General features: G+C 54.4%; 20 protein-coding genes. 6 read left to right on the forward strand and 14 right to left on the reverse strand.

The window, feature by feature from the left end; all coding sequences use genetic code 11:
• The first annotated feature begins 45 nt into the window (after positions 1–45).
• The 6 genes from AC0JZ1_RS09150 (at position 46) to sugE (ending at position 4063) form a co-directional block, all read left to right on the forward strand.
• The gene (locus tag AC0JZ1_RS09150; protein WP_471882070.1) at positions 46–1173 is read left to right on the forward strand and encodes an S-(hydroxymethyl)glutathione dehydrogenase/class III alcohol dehydrogenase; all 1128 of its coding nucleotides are present in this window, start codon (positions 46–48) and stop codon (positions 1171–1173) included.
• A 77-nt stretch (positions 1174–1250) separates the two neighbouring features.
• Positions 1251–1631, forward strand: a complete 381-nt coding sequence (locus AC0JZ1_RS09155) for a GNAT family N-acetyltransferase (RefSeq protein WP_471882071.1) — start codon at positions 1251–1253, stop codon at positions 1629–1631.
• On the forward strand, positions 1628–2101 hold the full coding sequence (locus AC0JZ1_RS09160; protein WP_471882072.1) for a YaiI/YqxD family protein: 474 nt from the start codon (positions 1628–1630) through the stop codon (positions 2099–2101). The genes AC0JZ1_RS09155 and AC0JZ1_RS09160 overlap by 4 nt, the downstream gene beginning before the upstream one ends.
• A gap of 116 nt (positions 2102–2217) precedes the next feature.
• Positions 2218–2772: a DUF1345 domain-containing protein gene (locus AC0JZ1_RS09165; RefSeq protein WP_471882073.1), complete on the forward strand. Its 555-nt coding sequence runs from the start codon at positions 2218–2220 to the stop codon at positions 2770–2772.
• Positions 2773–2789: 17 nt separating this feature from the next.
• Positions 2790–3623 carry an S-formylglutathione hydrolase gene (gene fghA, locus AC0JZ1_RS09170; RefSeq protein ID WP_471882074.1) on the forward strand — a complete coding sequence of 278 codons (834 nt, stop codon included), beginning with the start codon at positions 2790–2792 and terminating at the stop codon, positions 3621–3623.
• A gap of 125 nt (positions 3624–3748) precedes the next feature.
• Positions 3749–4063, forward strand: coding sequence for a quaternary ammonium compound efflux SMR transporter SugE (sugE, locus tag AC0JZ1_RS09175; RefSeq protein WP_471882075.1), 315 nt, complete (start codon positions 3749–3751; stop codon positions 4061–4063).
• Positions 4064–4075: 12 nt separating this feature from the next.
• Here the strand turns inward: sugE and lpxB are convergent, their stop codons facing one another.
• From lpxB to AC0JZ1_RS09245, 14 genes are all read right to left on the reverse strand, one after another.
• Positions 4076–5242 (reverse strand): lipid-A-disaccharide synthase, encoded by a 1167-nt coding sequence (gene lpxB / locus AC0JZ1_RS09180; protein WP_471882076.1) that lies wholly within the window; start codon positions 5240–5242, stop codon positions 4076–4078.
• Positions 5239–6123 carry an LpxI family protein gene (locus AC0JZ1_RS09185; RefSeq protein WP_471883404.1) on the reverse strand — a complete coding sequence of 295 codons (885 nt, stop codon included), beginning with the start codon at positions 6121–6123 and terminating at the stop codon, positions 5239–5241. Before AC0JZ1_RS09185 ends, lpxB begins: the two co-directional genes overlap by 4 nt.
• Position 6124: 1 nt before the next feature.
• Complete coding sequence (gene lpxA / locus AC0JZ1_RS09190; protein WP_471882077.1) at positions 6125–6940, reverse strand: acyl-ACP--UDP-N-acetylglucosamine O-acyltransferase; 816 nt, start codon at positions 6938–6940, stop codon at positions 6125–6127.
• The gene (gene fabZ / locus AC0JZ1_RS09195) at positions 6937–7404 is read right to left on the reverse strand and encodes a 3-hydroxyacyl-ACP dehydratase FabZ (protein ID WP_471882078.1); all 468 of its coding nucleotides are present in this window, start codon (positions 7402–7404) and stop codon (positions 6937–6939) included. The genes lpxA and fabZ overlap by 4 nt, the downstream gene beginning before the upstream one ends.
• Positions 7397–8458, reverse strand: a complete 1062-nt coding sequence (lpxD, locus tag AC0JZ1_RS09200) for a UDP-3-O-(3-hydroxymyristoyl)glucosamine N-acyltransferase (protein WP_471883405.1) — start codon at positions 8456–8458, stop codon at positions 7397–7399. Before lpxD ends, fabZ begins: the two co-directional genes overlap by 8 nt.
• Before the next feature lie 48 nt (positions 8459–8506).
• Entirely contained in the window at positions 8507–10831 is a 2325-nt protein-coding gene (gene bamA, locus AC0JZ1_RS09205) for an outer membrane protein assembly factor BamA (RefSeq protein WP_471882079.1), read from the reverse strand.
• A 186-nt stretch (positions 10832–11017) separates the two neighbouring features.
• Complete coding sequence (rseP, locus tag AC0JZ1_RS09210) at positions 11018–12139, reverse strand: RIP metalloprotease RseP (protein WP_471882080.1); 1122 nt, start codon at positions 12137–12139, stop codon at positions 11018–11020.
• A 27-nt stretch (positions 12140–12166) separates the two neighbouring features.
• The gene (locus AC0JZ1_RS09215) at positions 12167–13000 is read right to left on the reverse strand and encodes a phosphatidate cytidylyltransferase (protein ID WP_471882081.1); all 834 of its coding nucleotides are present in this window, start codon (positions 12998–13000) and stop codon (positions 12167–12169) included.
• Positions 13000–13743 (reverse strand): isoprenyl transferase, encoded by a 744-nt coding sequence (locus AC0JZ1_RS09220; protein ID WP_471882082.1) that lies wholly within the window; start codon positions 13741–13743, stop codon positions 13000–13002. The genes AC0JZ1_RS09215 and AC0JZ1_RS09220 overlap by 1 nt, the downstream gene beginning before the upstream one ends.
• A gap of 46 nt (positions 13744–13789) precedes the next feature.
• Complete coding sequence (gene frr, locus AC0JZ1_RS09225; protein ID WP_471882083.1) at positions 13790–14347, reverse strand: ribosome recycling factor; 558 nt, start codon at positions 14345–14347, stop codon at positions 13790–13792.
• Between the two features lie 47 nt (positions 14348–14394).
• Complete coding sequence (gene pyrH, locus AC0JZ1_RS09230) at positions 14395–15120, reverse strand: UMP kinase (RefSeq protein WP_471882084.1); 726 nt, start codon at positions 15118–15120, stop codon at positions 14395–14397.
• Between the two features lie 99 nt (positions 15121–15219).
• Positions 15220–16146, reverse strand: a complete 927-nt coding sequence (tsf, locus tag AC0JZ1_RS09235; protein ID WP_471882085.1) for a translation elongation factor Ts — start codon at positions 16144–16146, stop codon at positions 15220–15222.
• A 205-nt stretch (positions 16147–16351) separates the two neighbouring features.
• Complete coding sequence (gene rpsB, locus AC0JZ1_RS09240; RefSeq protein WP_471882086.1) at positions 16352–17119, reverse strand: 30S ribosomal protein S2; 768 nt, start codon at positions 17117–17119, stop codon at positions 16352–16354.
• Positions 17120–17307: 188 nt separating this feature from the next.
• Positions 17308–18144, reverse strand: coding sequence for a cell envelope integrity EipB family protein (locus AC0JZ1_RS09245; RefSeq protein ID WP_471882087.1), 837 nt, complete (start codon positions 18142–18144; stop codon positions 17308–17310).
• Positions 18145–18207: the final 63 nt, after the last annotated feature.

Here is an 18207-nt window from a genome sequence, read left to right on the forward strand (position 1 = left end):
CGTGCAACAACACATTCGGAATCAAGAACGTAGGGAGATTGCACCATGGATGTTCGCGCCGCCGTTGCCGTACAGGCTGGCAAGCCGCTGGAAGTCATGACGGTTCAGCTTGAGGGCCCTCGCGCCGGGGAAGTTCTCATTGAGGTGAAGGCCACTGGCATCTGCCACACGGATGATTTTACCTTGTCTGGCGCCGATCCCGAAGGCCTGTTCCCCGCAATTCTGGGCCATGAAGGTGCTGGCATTGTCGTAGACGTTGGACATGGTGTGACATCCGTGAAGAAGGGCGATCATGTTATCCCGCTCTACACGCCGGAGTGCCGAGAATGCTATTCCTGCCTGTCTCGCAAGACGAATCTCTGCACTGCCATTCGCTCAACGCAGGGTCAGGGTCTTATGCCAGATGGCACCAGCCGCTTCTCCATCGGCAAAGACAAGATCCATCATTACATGGGTTGCTCTACCTTCGCCAATTACACGGTCTTGCCGGAAATCGCGGTGGCGAAGGTCAATCAGGACGCGCCGTTTGACAAGATTTGTTACATCGGCTGCGGCGTCACGACCGGCATTGGCGCTGTCATCAACACCGCTAAGGTAGAGATCGGCTCCACAGCCATCGTCTTCGGTTTGGGCGGTATCGGCCTTAACGTTTTGCAAGGATTACGCCTTGCCGGTGCGGACATGATCATCGGTGTCGATATCAATCCAGAGCGCAAGGCCTGGGGCGAAAAATTTGGCATGACGCATTTCGTCAACCCCAAGGAAGTGGGCGATGATATTGTTCCCTTCCTCGTCAACATGACTAAGCGCAATGGCGATCTGATCGGCGGCGCGGATTACACTTTTGATTGCACGGGCAATACGAAGGTCATGCGCCAGGCGCTGGAATCTTCTCATCGCGGCTGGGGCAAGTCCATCATTATCGGCGTTGCCGGTGCAGGCCAGGAAATCTCCACTCGCCCGTTCCAACTGGTGACGGGCCGCAACTGGATGGGTACGGCTTTCGGCGGGGCCCGCGGTCGCACAGACGTTCCGAAGATTGTGGATTGGTACATGGAAGGCAAGATCCAGATCGATCCGATGATCACCCACACAATGCCGCTGGAGGACATCAACAAGGGCTTCGAGTTGATGCACAAAGGTGAATCGATCCGCGGCGTGGTTGTCTATTGAGCACCCCTCACCCTTATAGGATCGATGTGCGGAGGCTCGAAGAGTTCTCCGCCATCGAGCTTTATGAGCTCTTAAGATTGCGCGTTGACGTTTTCGTGGTGGAGCAGGCTTGCCCTTACCCAGACTTGGATGGCGACGATCTTAAGGCCCTTCATCTGCAATTTTTGCGCGGCGAAAAACCAATTGCCTGTGCGCGGATCTTCAAGCCTGAACCGGACGCCAATCCTCGAATTGGCCGGGTGGCTGTATCGAAAACAAACCGAGGCGAACGTCTCGGCTCGGCATTGATGCGGGAAGCAATTAAAATAAGTGAACATGCCTTTCCAGCAGAACCTATCGAGATTTCGGCCCAGAGCTATCTGGTTGCCTTCTATGAGAGCCTTGGTTTCAAGCCGATTTCGGAAGAATACGTTGAAGATGGAATTCCCCACGTCGACATGGTGAGGTCTTATCCATGATCTATGTCGATGCGGATGCATGCCCCGTGAAGGCAGAAATATTGAAGGTCGCGGAACGTCTGGATATGGAAGTCACTTTTGTGGCCAACTCCGGTCTTCGCCCTTCTCGCGACCCGAGAGTGAAAAACGTCATCGTGTCGGGCGCTTTTGATGCCGCTGACGACTGGATTGCTGAACGCGCAACACTTGGGGATGTCGTCATCACTGCCGATGTGCCGCTTGCCGTGCGTTGTGTGGCTTCCGGCGCTCAAGTGACCGGCCCATCAGGCCGTGTATTTGACGAAACGAATATCGGCATGGCAAGCGCCATGCGTGATTTGGGTGCGCACTTGCGCGAGACCGGTGAAAGCAAAGGCTACAATGCTGCCTTTACGCAAAGGGATCGCTCCAATTTTCTCTCCACCCTAGATCGTCTCTGCCGCAAAGCCAGAAATATCCAACAGACCTCGCTGCCGGAACAGAACCCGTGACCTTTGGACAGCAAAAGAGCGGCTTGCATTGGCGCAGCAGGCGTCAAAGACCGTTTTACATAGCGGGATTCTGTGGTCTTCTCAGCCTTGTGCCATTCCTCTTGCTCGCGCCACACATGGCGATAGAGGGCGCATCTGTTACCTTCTTCGCCGTTTACCTCGGCATCATGGCAAGCCGCTTCCCCCAACTTACAGCCGAGCGTCTAAAAACCAGCACAGAAAGAGACGATGCTCCGGCATACGCCCTTTTGGTGGTCACGCTTCTAACGGTCGTTGCAGCAATCTTCGCCCTATTCAACGCGCTGAACCGCAACGGTTCTGCTAGTCCTATAGAGATCGCACTGGCGTTTTTATCAGTAATCGGAGGGTGGCTTTCGCTCCACACCATGTTTTCCGCTCACTATGCCCATCACTATTGGCGTCGACGAAAGCATGAAGATGGAAAGATGAAAAGCCAGGGTGGCCTTTCGTTTCCAGATACGGACGAACCCACAGGCTTGGACTTTCTCTATTTCTCATTCGTGATTGGCATGACGGCCCAGACATCCGACGTTGCAATTACAACAACGGCCATGCGCCGTTTGAATTTGGCCCACGCCTTGGTCGCATTCTTCTTCAATACGGTGCTGGTTGCCGCCACAGTCAACGCAGCTGTAGCATTAGCCGGCTAAACCACAGGAAACAGCGCATGAAAGTTCTCTCTCAAAACACAGCCTTTGGCGGAATGCAGGGTGTTTTTCAGCATGATTCTTCCGCCTGCAAATGCGAGATGACGTTTGCGGTCTTCGTGCCGCCGCAGGCAATTGTGGAGAAGCGTCCTGTTTTGTGGTTTTTATCGGGCCTGACCTGTTCCCATGCCAATGTGATGGAAAAGGGCGAGTACCGGAGGCTTGCGGCTGAACTCGGGCTCATCATTGTCTGCCCAGATACAAGCCCACGCGGCAACGATGTTGCAGACGAACTCACCAATTGGCAAATGGGTAAGGGTGCTGGCTTTTATCTTGATGCCACCGAAGCACCTTGGGCTGAGCATTTTCAAATGTACAGCTACATCACCGATGAGCTGCCGAAACTGATCTCTGAGCATTTTCGGGCTGACATGGATCGCCAAGGCATCTTTGGTCACTCCATGGGCGGCCATGGTGCCATGACCATAGCGCTCAAAAATCCTCAAGCCTTCAAAAGCTGCTCCGCATTTGCGCCCATCGTCGCGCCGTCGAGCGCGGATTGGTCTGCACCTGCCCTTGAAAAATATCTCGGCTCGGACCAGAGCAAGTGGCGTGCCTACGATGCTTGTGCCCTGGTTGAAGACGGCGCACGGTTTCCCGAGTTTTTGATTGACCAAGGCAAAGCGGACAGCTTCCTAGAAAACGGATTGCGCCCTTGGCTGTTTGAAGATGCTGTGCGCCACACGGACATCCAGCTCACTCTGCGCATGCACGAGCGCTACGACCACTCCTACTACTTTATCTCCACCTTTATGGACGATCATCTTCGCTGGCATGCTGAACGTTTGGGATAACAAGAGGCTTGATAGAGGCCAAGACATAACTATGTTTGTGTCTGCGTAGACGACTACGTGCGTCGCTGATAGCGGTGCAGCCATTTCGGCGGGGACGACCTCGCTCTCTCACAGGAGCGGATGACATGCCCTGGATCTATCTTGCGCTTGCAGGCATTCTCGAATGCGGCTGGGCCATTGGCCTCAAATACACAGAAGGGTTCAGCAAGCCTTTACCCACAGTGCTGACTGTTGCTTGTATGATTGCGAGCGTGGGTCTGCTTGGGCTGGCGGTGCGTGATCTGCCAATCGGCACAGCCTACGCCATCTGGACTGGAATTGGTACAATTGGTGCCGTTATTCTTGGTATCGCGCTCTTTGGTGATCCTGCCACGATGGCACGCCTGTTGTGTATCGGGTTGATCATAGCCGGCATCATTGGGCTTAAGGTAACGAGTTAGGCGGCCTCGGCGTTAGATTGCCCCTTTTCGGCGTAAAAGCGCTAGAACATGGCGGGCGCCCATTTCGCCCGGTGTAGCTTCCGTATGAAGGCCTTCCCAAACAGATTGAAATCCATTCATCATGGCTGCACGTTGCGGCGTATCTTTTGACAAAACATCCACCCAGCGCGCCAAATATCCGGGTCGCAAAAGCACATTGATGTGCTCGGGGATCACGGGATAATCTGCGATAATATTGGGCAAGGCAGCCGACCAGATTTTGATGCGATTGGTGATGAGGCTCATCAACCAATCCGTTTTGTAGATCGAAACTGTTGGAACGCCGCAGAGCGCAAGCTCCAGCGTGACAGTGCCCGAGGCTGCAAGTGCCACATCCGCCTCGGCAAACGCGCGCCATTTCTCCTCCGCACCCGCCAACAGTGTGGGCTGTACGGACCAACCGGCCAGAATCTGTTGCACACGTGAACGCTGCCGAGGCACAGTTGGCAAAATAAAACGAGCATCGGGCTGACGTTGTCGAACCAATTCAACAGTCTCTTTCAGCACCGGCATGAGCGCATTAATCTCGGTGGAACGGGACCCTGGAAGCAACATGACGACAGGTGCATTCACCGTCTGGCGCTGCATTCTTTGAGCTCGAACGCTCAGAATATCCTGATCGACCGTCAGCCTGTGCCCAACAAACCTTGTTTCCGGCCCACCAAGCTTTGCCATGATTGCCGGCTCGAAGGGCAGCAAAGCCAAAACGAGATCGACATAGCTAAGCATTTTCTGTGCGCGATATTCTTTCCACGCCCAGACACTGGGGCAGACATAATTCACGATTGGCAACGAGGGCAGCTTCTCGCGCACAGCCTTCGCCACTCGATGCGTGAAGTCAGGGCTATCGACGATAAGCAAAGCATCTGGTTTGGCCGCAACAATGGCATCTGCCGTCTGGCGAATCCGCCGCATCAATTGCGGCAGGCGCTTAAGCACCTGCGTAATGCCCATAATTGAAAGCTCTGAGAAATCGAAAAGAGATTTCAAGCCGCGCTCTTCCAGAGCATCGCCGCCAACACCGACCAGTTCCACCGGTCCTTCTTGTTGCTGGCGAATCTGATCCACCAGATCAGCGGCCAGAAGATCGCCGGAGACTTCGCCGGCAACAATGGCGAGCTTTAGCGGCCGAACGCTCATCGGACACCCATATCGTCAAAACCAAGATCGATGCCATAGAGGAAGACACCTGTTTCACGGCAAATCATCAGGCACTCATCGCGCTCCATAACCAAGGCGCGGCCTGCTTCCACCGCAACACCTGCAAGACCGGCTGCGGCAGCGCCACGCAAGGTGGCCGGCCCAATGGTTGGAAGATCGGCACGAACATCCTGTTGCGGCTTGCACAATTTCACCAGCACGCCCTTCTTACGCTGAGAGATGCGCCCGGACGCTCTCAACTCAGCGACACGTAGAAGCATGGAGTCGGTTCCCTCGACCCCTTCCAGCGCGACGACGCGCCCACCAACGCTGACTGCGCCCTGCCCTATGTCCAATTGGCCGAGCAACTTGGCCGCTTGAGCAGCCACCTTGATATCACGCCTGTCATAGTCCGTTAGAGTGTTATCGCTCAAACCGCCTACTTCAGCCAGAAGATTGGGTGCAATTTGATGCGCACCACAAACCTCACATCCCATGCTCTCAAACAGGCTGATGACCATGCGCAATACAGCGTCATCCCCTCCGCCCAGCAAAGTCCGCAAAATCACAGGAAGACGAACCAAGGCACCGAAAGTGGGTCTGATTTCCGACAATTCCGGTCGATGATGAACACCTCCCGACAGAACGACGCGGCCAATTCCATGTTTCTTGATAATCGATTGGATGAGGCGCGCATCACCTATTCCGGCAAAGGCATGATCGAAACCGGAAAAATCCCGATTCCCCTCATTCTTCAGGATGATGATATAGGGATTCTCCCCCCCTTCGCGGGCGGCCTGCGCCACATAAAGCGGCAGAAAGCCATGACCCGCTATGATGGCGAGGCGCCCCTTGACCCCGGAAGCTTCCGAGGTGACCACGTTACGCCTTTCCGCGATAGGGCGAGGAGATGGCACGGTCGCTTTCAGCGCAGATGAAGTCAATCACTTCCAGCGCCTCTGGGCAGTCCAAATATTCATCACGAACGGCGGCAGCATTGTTGCGTACGGAACCTTCAGCATCGAAGATCTGCTTAAAGGCGCGGCGAACTTGATGGATGACAGCCCGCTCAATTCCAGCGCGGGTCATGCCGATAACATTCAGGCCACCAAGAACGCCCGGGTTTCCATTCAACATGCCATAGGGAATGACATCATAGTTCACAGCAGAAAGGCCGCCGATAAAAGCATGTCGACCGATGCGTGCGAACTGATGAACAGCACATCCACCGCTGAGAATGGCGCGATCTCCAACAATTACGTGGCCCGCCAACATCACATTGTTGGAAAGGATGATGTTGTTGCCAAGACGGCAATCATGCGCAACGTGGGAATTGGCTAGAAACAGGCAATCATTGCCGACGCTGGTTATACCACCGCCACCAACAGTACCACTGTTCATCGTTACGCCTTCGCGCATGGTGCAGCGCTCGCCAATAACCAATTTGGAGTCTTGACCAGCCTCATGCAGGCTTTGCGAAGTACCGCCGATAACGGCCATAGGGTGAATTCGGCAGCTCTGACCAATCTCCGTAAAGCCATCGATCACAGCATTGGAAATGACTTCAACGCCATCATGCAGCGTAACGCGCGCACCGATCCGGCAAAATGGTCCGATCTTGACGTTTTCGCCAATAACAGCGCCATCCTCAATGACCGACAGCGGATGGATAATAGCGCTTGAGGCAATCATGCTCATTCATCTTCCTTGGGGCGCATCATGGCGCCGATATCGGCCTCCGCAACGAGCGTGCCGTCAACCAGCGCATCGCAGTGAAATTTCCAGATATTTCCACGCTGCTTCTGCTTTACGACATGGATCTCCACACGATCCCCAGGCACGACTGGCTTTCTGAAGCGGGCATTATCAATCGTCATGAAATAAACGAGGTTTCCGGCAGAACCTTGTTTGCGAGCACAAATAGCACCGGCGGTTTGGGCCATGGCTTCCACCAGAAGAACGCCGGGCATAATCGGCCGCGCGGGAAAATGCCCCATAAATTGCGGCTCATTTGCTGTGACGTTCTTGATGCCAACAGCGCTTTCGTCGCCATTGATATTGATGATTTTATCGACGAGCAAAAACGGATAGCGGTGCGGCAACAACTCCATGATTTCCATGATATCCGCGGTTTCAAGAGCCGTCGACGTCTCATCAACCATGATCAGTGTCCTTCTTTTTCTTATCTCGTGCCTGAGCACGGTTCATAATTTCTGCGCTTTCGCGTAAAAAATCCTGCAGGGGACGGGCTGGGAAACCGCCATAACGTGAGCCTGCCGGTACAGAGGTTACAACTCCACTCATGCCGGCAATCTGAGAACCGTCACCGATGGTAATGTGACCATTGATTCCAGCCGCACCACCGATCTGCACACCATTTCCAACACGGGTGGAACCCGCAATGCCGACGCCGCTTGCAAGCGCAGAGTGACGACCGATACGCACATTATGGCCGATTTGAACAAGATTATCGATCTTGGTGCCTTCGCCAATCACCGTGTCGTCCATTGCGCCGCGATCAATCGTCGTGTTGGCACCAATATCGACATTGTCTTGAATGATAACGCGTCCCACCTGCACCATCTTGATCATGCCAGCCGGGCCAGGCGCGAATCCGAAGCCGTCCTGCCCTATCCTGGCACCCGTGTGGATGATGACATTATTGCCGATATAGGCACAAAATATAGTTGTTCCCGAAGCAATCGAACAATTGCGTCCAATCTTCACCTCTGGCCCGATAACAGTGTTTGCGCCAATATGGGTGCCAGCACCGATTTCAACATTGGCCCCGATTACGGCGAAAGGTTCAACCGTCACACCAGGCTCAAGCCTTGCGCTTGCATCTACTGATGCCTTGGAAGAAATTCCGGCTTTTTCGATGGGCAAAGGTTGCAGTGCTTCCGGGTAAAGCAAACCGCCTACAGTCGCGAAGGCTGCATGGGCTGCCTTGGTGCGCAACACTGCTACATGGTTTGGAACGTACGGCTCTAAGTCCGGGCCGCAAATGATGGCGGTTGCTCTGCAGGTTTCTAATTCAGAACGATACTTGCGGGACACAAGATAACAGATATCGCCTTCCTGCGCGCGATAGACAGGCGCTACGGAACGCACAATACGCTCCCCGGCATCGGTAGAAATAAGTTCCATACCAACGCGCTCAGCGAGCTCGCGCAGACTTATGCCCTCATGAAGGGGAAAAAATCGATGGTGATCCATAAACAGGCTCCAGAAGAGCATTCGGCCCTCTTTCGAGGGCCGATAACATCAGAACTGGTTGGCCATGCTGAAGCGGAAACGCTGTTCCTTGTCGTAATCTTCTTTGGCAACCGGCACAGCATAATCGAAGCGCAAAGCTCCAAACGGCGATGCCCAGGTGATACCCGCACCAACCGACGCACGCAATGCGCTGTCCGTGCCAAGAATACCAGCAGTATTGGCGACCTTGCTGCCATAGAGCGTGCCAGCATCGGCGAAGACAGAAGCACGAAGACCGAAGTCTTCTGGAACGGCTGGCATAGGAACACTCACTTCAGCAGAAGCTGTGAAGTAGGTCGTTCCACCAATCGTATCGCCATTTGGCATACGTGGGCCGATACCATCGCTCTCGAAGCCGCGGATCTGACGCCCACCCAGCGTGAACTGATCGAATACGTTCAGATTGTCGCTCGTGGCAACAACGTGACCAGCACCAACTGCGATCTGACCAATCATATCGAGTTCGTCTGACAGGAGCTGGAAGTAACGAGCACGACCGTAAATCTTGTAGAAATCTGAATCGCCACCGAGGCCAGCAAACTCCTGTGTTACAGTTGCATAGATACCTTCACGCGGAAGCGTCAAGCTATCCAAGCTATTGTATGTCAGCGTCTGCGAAACGGACGATTGGAGATACTTTCCGCCATTCACCAGATCCTGATACGGAGCCGAAAGGTTACTGAATGCACCATCCGGCGAGTACTTGATCTGCTTGTAGTTGTACTTGAACGTTGTCGCCAACTGCTCTGTGATAGGAGCCGTGACACGCAGCGAGAAGCCCTGCTCCTCATACTTGTAATTATCGTTAGAAGAGGTCTGGCTCTTGAACACATCAAAACCAGCCGCGAGACGATAACCGAGGAAGTATGGCTCGGTGAAGTTCAACGAGTAGGTGCGGGAGTTGTCCTGACCGCCACCAGCAGCAATACGGATATACTGACCGCGACCAAGGAAGTTCTTTTCCTCAACGGAGGCTTCCAGAACGAGGCCATCATTACCGGCGTAACCAGCACCGATACCAAACGAACCAGTCGACTGATCTTCAACATCAACGACAATAACAACGCGATCAGGCGCGGAGCCCTGCTGCGTCGTGATGTTGACCTTGCCGAAATAACCAAGAGCTTCGAGCCGGCGCTTGGCGCGAGTGATCATCGTCTGATTGAAAGCATCGCCTTCGCTCAGATCGAACTCGCGACGGATAACGTAGTCACGTGTACGTGTGTTGCCACGGATATCGATGCGCTCAACATAGGCGCGCTCACCTTGGTCAACGAGATAGGTCACACCAACAGTGTTCGTCTGGAAGTTACGATCACCGCGGGGAGTGACGCGCGCAAACGGGTAGCCAGCTTCAGCGACTTTCTTGGAGATTGCCTCCATCGTCTTCTGAATTTCCTTGGCGTTGTAAGTGTCGCCGCTCTTTGTCTCTACGAGGCCGCGCAGGCTTTCACCACTCACACCCTCAACGGTGGATTCCACATTAACATCACCGAAGCGATAACGCGGACCTTCCTCTACCGTGAAGGTGATTGTGTATTCATTCTTGCTTTCGTCCAAGACAGGATCTGCCGAAACAACCCGGAAGTCTGGATAACCATGGCTGAAATAGAACTGGCGAAGCGCTTCTTCGTCAGCGCGCATCTTGTCGTCAGAGAAGACATCCTTACGCGTCAAGAAGGACAGCGGGCCAGATTCTTTCGTGATCAGCACATCATGCAAGCGGCTGTCGCTATAAGCTTGGTTCCCAACAAAGTTGATGTTCGCAATCTTGGTGCGATCACCTTCATTGATAACAAAAGCCAGGTTCACACGGCCCTGGCCGACAGGAACAACCTGCGTTGTGATCTGCACATCGCTACGTCCGATGGAGGTATAAGCCTCCTTCAAACGCTGAATGTCGGCCTGAACGATAGCATCGCTGTAAGGACCGAGAGGCTGCGTCTGAACAACAGACTGGAGCTTATCGTCCTTGATCTTGCGGTTACCGTTGAAAACAACCTGATTGACCAACTGGCTTTCATTGACTGACACGACAAGCGTGCTGCCAGAAACCGAGATTTTGACATCCGAGAAATAGCCCGTTGCGTACAAACGCTTCACAGACTCATCGATGTCGGAGTTGGAGAAACTGACGCCGGGGCGAATCGTGAGGTTTGAACGAACTGCTTCCTGACCGGTACGTTGAGCACCACGCACGTCGATACGTTGGATAACCGCTGCTTCGGCGGTGAATGGCGATGCAAGGACAGCAACACTTGCGCCCGACACGACAACACCAGCAGACAGCGCAAACGCCGACACTGCGTTCAAAAACTTTGAACCAGCTTTCATTTTCAAATCTTACCTTTTCCCGTTGTCCCTCGGCGGGTGGAACCCGACTCTGGCCACGTGTGTCGTTTTACCTGCTTTTACCCTACAAGCAAGGTATCCCGTTAATTTCTATTTACTTCCTTCGAAGGCGTGACCCAATCGCCACGACGACTTGTGAACAAGGTAAATAGATGGTTATTCACATCCTTAGCCGATCAGGTTCGTAATGTCGTTCCACGTCGCGAAAACCATTAGGCTCAGCACCATAGCCAGTCCGATGCGAAACGCAATCTCCTGTGCGCCTGCTCCCAGTGGCTTTCCACGAATAGCTTCAATCGCATAGAACACTAAATGCCCGCCATCAAGCACCGGAACAGGCATCAAATTCAAAAGACCTATGGAAACTGAAAGAACTGCTGCCAGCTGGATGACGGCAGCCAGTCCAAGCGTGGCCATCTGGCCGGAAGCCTGAGCAACCCTGACGGGTCCACCAAGTTGATCCGCCTTCATCCGGCCGGTCAGCAGGTTACTGATGTACCGGAATGTGCCAGTGATGATATGGCCGGTCTCAACGAAGCCTTCTTTGACAGCTTCAACAGGCGTATAGGAAATGTGCCGGAAATTACCACTTTGCTCGTTTGTAACGACACCGATTAACCCGAGTTCAACCTTGTTGCCGAATTGGTCGGTAATCTCGGTTCTCTTTGGCATCATCGGCAAATCGATCTTGTTGCCGGCTCTTTCTACACTCACGACAATCTGCGTCTCAGGTCTAACGCTGACATAGCGACGAACATCCTCAAATGTTCGGATGGCCTCGCCATCCATCGCCACAAGGCGGTCGCCGGGCTGGATACCTGCTGCGGCGGCAGCACTATCAGGGCGCACTTCCGCCACGACAGGATCAGCAACTGAGCGACCGTAGACGGCGAAGAGGACGGCGAAGATCGCGATAGCCAGAATAAAATTCGCGATTGGTCCCGCCGCAACGGTCGCTGCCCGCTTCCATAACTTTGCGCCCGCCAAGGTTTGTGAGCGTTCCGATGGCGTCAATTGTGAAAGCGATTCCGAATCCGGGCGACTTGATGCATCTTCATCGCCGTAAAAGCGAACATATCCACCCAAAGGTATCAGCGATAAACGCCAACGCGTTCCGTGACTATCATTGAAACCGACGATCTCGGGACCGAACCCGATAGAAAATGCAGTAACACGTATGCCACTCCATCGCCCAACAAGGTAGTGTCCCATCTCATGGACAAACACGAGCAATGACAGGACAAGGATAAACGGGATCAAATATCCTGTTATGAAACCAAGTATTGCCATTCCTACCTCCGGGCTTAGGCCCGCTCCTTATAGTCCGAAGAGGAAAGCGGCAATCGATGCCGATCCATCCTGATTGACTGCAGCATTGATCATGGCGAGAAAGAAAGCTGCAAACCCGGCGAAAACGAGGCCGTCAACTCGGTCCATAACACCGCCATGTCCCGGAATAAGCTTGCTGGAATCCTTGACCCCAAAACGGCGCTTGATGAAAGATTCAAACAGATCGCCAATTTGTCCGGCCACAGAAAGCAACAAAGCCAGGCCAATTAGTCGAACCCCGAGATTAGGGAAAAATGACGCAAACACGCCCGCACCGGCAATCACGCCTGACACGGTGCCCCCGATGGCGCCAGACCATGTTTTGCCCGGCGATATGCGCGGAGCCAGTTTAGGTCCGCCGATAGCACGCCCTACGAAATAGGCGAGGATATCGGTCGACCAAACCACCGCAAAAACAAAGAGGGTCGCGACAAAGCCCGGCTCATCCGCGCCGCGAAGCGCGCCAAGCGAAATACCGCTCAACCCTGCATAGAAAATTCCGCCGGGAAGCCACCACGTGCCCTTCCGGACCAAAACAAGGAGAATGGCCGTTATCGTCAACCCGCCCAAGAAGGGCACACCCATTCCCTGATCGCCAAACATGAGATTGACGCAAATGACGACGACGGACAGCCAACCGAACGCGTTGCCCGCGAAATCCTTCTCCGGCAAACCAGTAATGGTCGACCACTCATAATAGACAGCCAAGGCAATGATGGAGGACAAAGTCCTGAAAGCAAAGCCTCCAAGCCATGTTGCGGTAAGCGCGAATGCGGCCAGAACGATTGCGGATACAATACGCTTTTTAAGCTCTGGGGACATCAGCCGACCACCGCAGCCGGTGTCGCCGACAAGCCGCCATATCGACGGTCACGGGCTGCAAATATTCTCAGCGCTTCGTTGAACATGTCCGGTCCGAAATCCGGCCAAAATCCTGGGAGAAATACGAATTCAGCATAGGCTGCCTGCCAAAGCAGAAAATTGGAAAGCCGCTCTTCACCACTCGTGCGGATAATCAGATCAGGGTCAGGAATGCCGGCGGTATCCAAATGGCTGCTGATCAACTCCTCCGTGATATTCTCAGGCGCAATCAGGCCCGCCGTTACTTTGGCGACGACAGCTCTGGTGGCGCGCGTCAACTCATCTCGCGAACCGTAGTTGAATGCGATTACAAGCGTCAAACCGGAATTATTGCGGGTCGTCTCCTCAGCCTCCAGCAACAGAGGCAGGATGTCGCTGCGAAGCTTGTGCCGCTCACCGATAACTTTGATGCGAACATTGGACCGATGAAGCTCAGCCAGATCGCGGCGAATAAAGCGACGAAGAAGCCCCAGCAAATCTGAAACTTCCTCCTCTGGGCGACTCCAGTTCTCCGAAGAGAATGCATAAAGTGTGAGGTATTCAATCCCCACATCTCCCGCATATTCCACCGCACGACGGACAGCCTCGACACCCTTGGTGTGCCCAATGGTGCGGGGCAATCCCCGCTCCTTTGCCCATCGGCCGTTGCCATCCATGATGATGGCGACGTGCCTCGGCACTTTTGGCATCGAACCGTTATCCATAGGATTTCCGTTTTAGATTAATCGAACGTCGTGCCGCAGGCAGAGACTAGACCTGCATGATTTCCTTTTCCTTGTCGGCAAGCAAGCGATCAACTTCCAAAATCGTATCGTCAGTCATCTTCTGCACTTTTTCCGACTGAGCACGGCTGTCGTCCTGGCCGATATCGCCATCCTTTTCAGCCTTTTTCAGCGCGTCCATACCATCGCGGCGGACGTGTCTGATCGCAACCTTAGCCTTTTCTGCATAGTCATGCGCGACCTTAACGAGCGACTTACGGCGCTCTTCGTTCAACTCCGGTAGCGGAATACGCAGGTTTTGCCCGTCCATGATCGGATTAAGGCCAAGGTGCGACTCGCGAATAGCGCGATCTACTGCGCCAACCATCTGCTTGTCCCACACGGAAACAGATAGCATGCGAGGCTCTGGCACGCTGATGTTCGCCACCTGATTAAGGGGCACACGAGAGCCGTAAGCCTCTACCGTGACCGGATCGAGAATGTTAGCCGATGCACGACCAGTCCTCAGAGAAGCAATGTCACTCTTGAAGGCTGAGATCGCGCCGTCCATGCGCCGCTTGAGGTCGTTGAGATCAGTTCCACTCATCTTGCACTCCATTCCTCTACGGGCCGTCAAAACCCGTACAAAACCTATTAATTATCCGTAACGATGGTCCGGCGACCGCCGCCGGTCAAGATCTGGCCGAAGCCGCCTTTCTCATGGATCGAGAAGACGATGATCGGTATCGAATTTTCCCGTGCCAGTGCTACCGCTGCGATATCCATCACGGCAAGCCCCTTTTCCAGAACTTCGCTGTGTGTCAGTTGCTCGAAACGAGTCGCGTTCGGGTCTTTCTTTGGATCGGCTGAATAAATGCCGTCCACCTGCGTACCCTTGAAGATTGCTTCCGCACCGATTTCTGCAGCGCGTAGCGCTCCAGCCGAGTCGGTCGTAAAGAAGGGATTGCCTGTTCCGCCAGCGAAAATCACGACCCTGCCTTGAGCCAAGTGGTGCAGCGTACGGCGCTGCGAAAAACTTTCGCAGATTTCAGGCATCGCAATGGCCGAAAGAACGACCGTCTCCACATTCAATTTACGAAGTGATGTAGCGAGCGCCAAGGCATTGATCACGGTTGCCAGCATGCCCATGTGATCACCGGTAACCCGGTCACCGCCTTTGGATGCCACAGCGACACCGCGGAAGATGTTGCCACCGCCGACAACGACCCCCACTTCAACGCCCATGCCGACCGCTTCAGCGATATCCGAGGCAATCCGATCTGCCACAGCGACATCAATACCGAAGCCCTGGCCGCCCATCAGCGCCTCACCGGACACCTTGAGCAGAACACGTTTGTAGATGGTTTGGGTGGAAGACATGGAAACTCCTTCGAGGATCGCACCGAATGCCGGATACACGAAGGGCATCGCATTGTCACGCGATGCCCTTCGCTTTCACAAGTTTTAGGAGGTGGAAGCTTAGCGCTTCACGGTCGCTGCAACTTCAGCAGCAAAATCGGTCTCTTCCTTCTCAACGCCTTCGCCGAGAAGCAGACGAACCATTCCGGTCACTTCAATCGGAGCGCCGACTTCCTTTTCAGCTTCCTTGATGGCGGCAGCAACAGTCAGGTCAGGATTGATAACGAAAGCCTGAGACAGCAGAGCAACTTCTTCGAAGAACTTGCGCATGCGGCCTTCGACCATCTTTTCGATGATGGCGTCCGGCTTGCCAGAAGCGCGAGACTGCTCGATGAAGACGTTGCGCTCACGCTCAGCAACAGAAGCGTCCACTTCTTCAGCGCGAACAGCGAGCGGGTTCGTTGCAGCAACGTGCATGGCAACCTGACGGCCAATAGCAGCCAGAGCATCCTTGTTGCCGGTCGACTTCAACGCTACGAGAACGCCGAGCTTGCCGAGAGAATCGGCAGCAGCATTGTGGATGTAAGTGGCAACAACGCCGTCTTCGACAGACAGCTTTGCAGCGCGACGGAGCGCCATGTTTTCGCCGATGGTGGCAATGGCGTCCTTGATTGTGTCGGAAACGGACTTGCCGGTTGCCGGATAGTTTGCAGCGCCGATTGCATCAACGGAACCGTCCGTCGACAGAGCAACCGAAGCAACACCGCGAACCAGTTCCTGGAAGGCGTCGTTACGAGCAACGAAGTCGGTTTCGGAGTTGAGCTCAACAACGACAGCGCTGGTGCCAGCGCTTGCGATGCCAACGAGACCTTCAGCAGCCGTACGGCCAGACTTCTTGTCAGCCTTGGCAATGCCCTTGGCGCGAAGCCAGTCGATCGCTGCTTCCATGTCGCCATTGGTTTCGGCGAGCGCCTTCTTGCAGTCCATCATGCCTGCGCCGGTCTTCTCGCGCAGTTCCTTCACCATTGCGGCTGTGATTTCGCTCATTTTTGCCTCTTATCGATTGTCGGATGCGCCGGCAGGGAATCAAAGCCAAGCGCCGAATTGGGGCGCAGTGTACCCCGGAGTATGACAGCGTCATGAATGGTGCCTGAGCGGCCGCGATGCAGGAGAGCCATGCAGGAGGCCTCGTCCATTCAAGTGAAGGCCGCCATTAGGCGACCTTCGAATTCTCGGGCAAGCCCTGAGAAAATTAAGCCTGAGCTTCGTCAGCCAGAGCTGGCTCGATTGGAGCTTCAGCAGATGCGCCGATATCGCGGCCAGAAGCGCCCTGCTGGCGGGCAATGCCGTCGATTGCAGCGCGAGCAACCAGATCGCAGTAAAGAGCGATGGCGCGCGAAGCGTCGTCGTTACCTGGAATCGGGTAATCGATGAGGTCCGGATCGCAGTTCGAGTCGATGATAGCAACGACCGGAATGCCCAGGCGCTTTGCTTCGTCGATAGCAATCTTTTCCTTGTTGGTGTCGATGATGAACATCAGGTCCGGGGTGCCGCCCATATCGCGGATACCGCCGAGAGCCTTTTCAAGCTTCTCACGCTCGCGCTCAAGGTTCAGGCGCTCTTTCTTCGTGAAGCCCTGTGCGTCGGAGCCGAGGATTTCGTCGAGCTTGCGCAGGCGCTGGATCGAGTTGGAAATCGTCTTCCAGTTCGTCATCATGCCGCCGAGCCAACGCGAGTTGACGTAGTACTGAGCGGAACGCTTTGCCGAATCTGCAATGAGCTCAGAAGCCTGACGCTTCGTGCCAACGAACAGAACGCGGCCACCACGAGCAACCGTGTCGGAAATGACCTGCAGAGCGCGCGACAGCATAGGAACGGTCTGCGCGAGGTCGATGATGTGGATGTTGTTACGATCGCCGAAGATGTACGGCTTCATCTTCGGGTTCCAGCGGTGTGTCTGGTGACCGAAGTGGACGCCAGCTTCCAAGAGCTGACGCATGCTAAAATCAGGCAATGCCATGCCTTTTCTCCTTGTTTCCGGTTTAACCCCCACGAAGCGAACAGTTGGACAAGCCAACCACCGGCGGAACAGACCGGATTTCTCCCGATCAATCCCAAGCTTCGCGTGTGGAATGGTGGTGCGCATAAACGTCAATCTGCCAAATTGCAAGCACTATTGGCAGCGGCGACAGGTTTTAGGCACCTCAGTTACTTGCAGGCGCTCTTATCCGGTTGCCCAAGAACCTCAAGCTTCGAGAGTGTGCCTGAAAGGACAAAATCCCCATAATCCATGGTCAGGTCACGTGTGATGCCGTTATCATAGAGCTTGAAAGACATGCGATAGACAGGTGTCGTATCCTCTTTCGCATCTTCATTGTAGTAGGCGATCGTAACTGGCCAATAGGACTTCTTGGCGAATTCGCCCGCACTGCCAGCATCCGCATCATCAGCTTTCGGCGTCTGCTGCGCTCCAACAATGGTGGAAGTCAGCAAGCTCTGGTCACCATCCTCCGAACCATCGAACAATCGCGCCTCGAAGAATCGCTCGCCTTTTTTGGCATGTTCAATCACATCGAGCATGTGCGCTGTAGGAAACTGTGATGCTGTAAGCTGAACTTCACGCTTATCTGGTTTGGCGAGATCTACTTTCACGCCCGCGCTGTCATCCCTTGCTTCTCCGGCAACCTGCTTATCCATCTTCTCATCCGTGAAGGATTTCGTATCAAAGCGGAATTGACCGGAGTGAAGGTTTTCGAAAGTGGTCGTTTGCTGATCGGTCACGCGCTGCTCCTCACCCGTATCGATTTTCGTGACAAATCGAAAATTGGTGGTGAAACCCGCGCAGGCCGAGCCTGTGAATTCATAGACCATGCGCCCAAACATGCCCTCAATGCCTGAACGGTCAGACACATCCTTCAGCTTGAGATCATAAACTGCGCGGTGCGGCACAAGTGAGAGGGCTGCCTCAGGCCCGGCCCAAACCGGATTAACGAGAAACATGATGCTGCTGGAGAAAGCCACAGCTGCAAGGCCGTAACGGACCATCCACAATCTCCTATGGGACTCAGCCCACGATGTTATAAGAACGCCACACGGCGATGCTTCGTT

The sequence above is a fragment of the Affinirhizobium capsici genome (genome assembly GCF_977018625.1).

Coding starts and splice junctions, on each gene's coding strand:
- rpsB (WP_471882086.1), bottom strand. CDS start 17,119: ATGGCATTGCCTGATTTTAGCATGCGTCAGCTCTTGGAAGCTGGCGTC.
- AC0JZ1_RS09150 (WP_471882070.1), top strand. CDS start 46: ATGGATGTTCGCGCCGCCGTTGCCGTACAGGCTGGCAAGCCGCTGGAA.
- tsf (WP_471882085.1), bottom strand. CDS start 16,146: ATGAGCGAAATCACAGCCGCAATGGTGAAGGAACTGCGCGAGAAGACC.
- AC0JZ1_RS09220 (WP_471882082.1), bottom strand. CDS start 13,743: ATGGATAACGGTTCGATGCCAAAAGTGCCGAGGCACGTCGCCATCATC.
- lpxB (WP_471882076.1), bottom strand. CDS start 5,242: ATGAGCGTTCGGCCGCTAAAGCTCGCCATTGTTGCCGGCGAAGTCTCC.
- fghA (WP_471882074.1), top strand. CDS start 2,790: ATGAAAGTTCTCTCTCAAAACACAGCCTTTGGCGGAATGCAGGGTGTT.
- fabZ (WP_471882078.1), bottom strand. CDS start 7,404: ATGGTTGATGAGACGTCGACGGCTCTTGAAACCGCGGATATCATGGAA.
- AC0JZ1_RS09215 (WP_471882081.1), bottom strand. CDS start 13,000: ATGTCCCCAGAGCTTAAAAAGCGTATTGTATCCGCAATCGTTCTGGCC.
- AC0JZ1_RS09165 (WP_471882073.1), top strand. CDS start 2,218: ATGGCGATAGAGGGCGCATCTGTTACCTTCTTCGCCGTTTACCTCGGC.
- bamA (WP_471882079.1), bottom strand. CDS start 10,831: ATGAAAGCTGGTTCAAAGTTTTTGAACGCAGTGTCGGCGTTTGCGCTG.
- pyrH (WP_471882084.1), bottom strand. CDS start 15,120: ATGTCTTCCACCCAAACCATCTACAAACGTGTTCTGCTCAAGGTGTCC.
- frr (WP_471882083.1), bottom strand. CDS start 14,347: ATGAGTGGAACTGATCTCAACGACCTCAAGCGGCGCATGGACGGCGCG.
- lpxA (WP_471882077.1), bottom strand. CDS start 6,940: ATGAGCATGATTGCCTCAAGCGCTATTATCCATCCGCTGTCGGTCATT.
- lpxD (WP_471883405.1), bottom strand. CDS start 8,458: ATGGATCACCATCGATTTTTTCCCCTTCATGAGGGCATAAGTCTGCGC.
- AC0JZ1_RS09245 (WP_471882087.1), bottom strand. CDS start 18,144: ATGGTCCGTTACGGCCTTGCAGCTGTGGCTTTCTCCAGCAGCATCATG.
- rseP (WP_471882080.1), bottom strand. CDS start 12,139: ATGGCAATACTTGGTTTCATAACAGGATATTTGATCCCGTTTATCCTT.
- sugE (WP_471882075.1), top strand. CDS start 3,749: ATGCCCTGGATCTATCTTGCGCTTGCAGGCATTCTCGAATGCGGCTGG.
- AC0JZ1_RS09160 (WP_471882072.1), top strand. CDS start 1,628: ATGATCTATGTCGATGCGGATGCATGCCCCGTGAAGGCAGAAATATTG.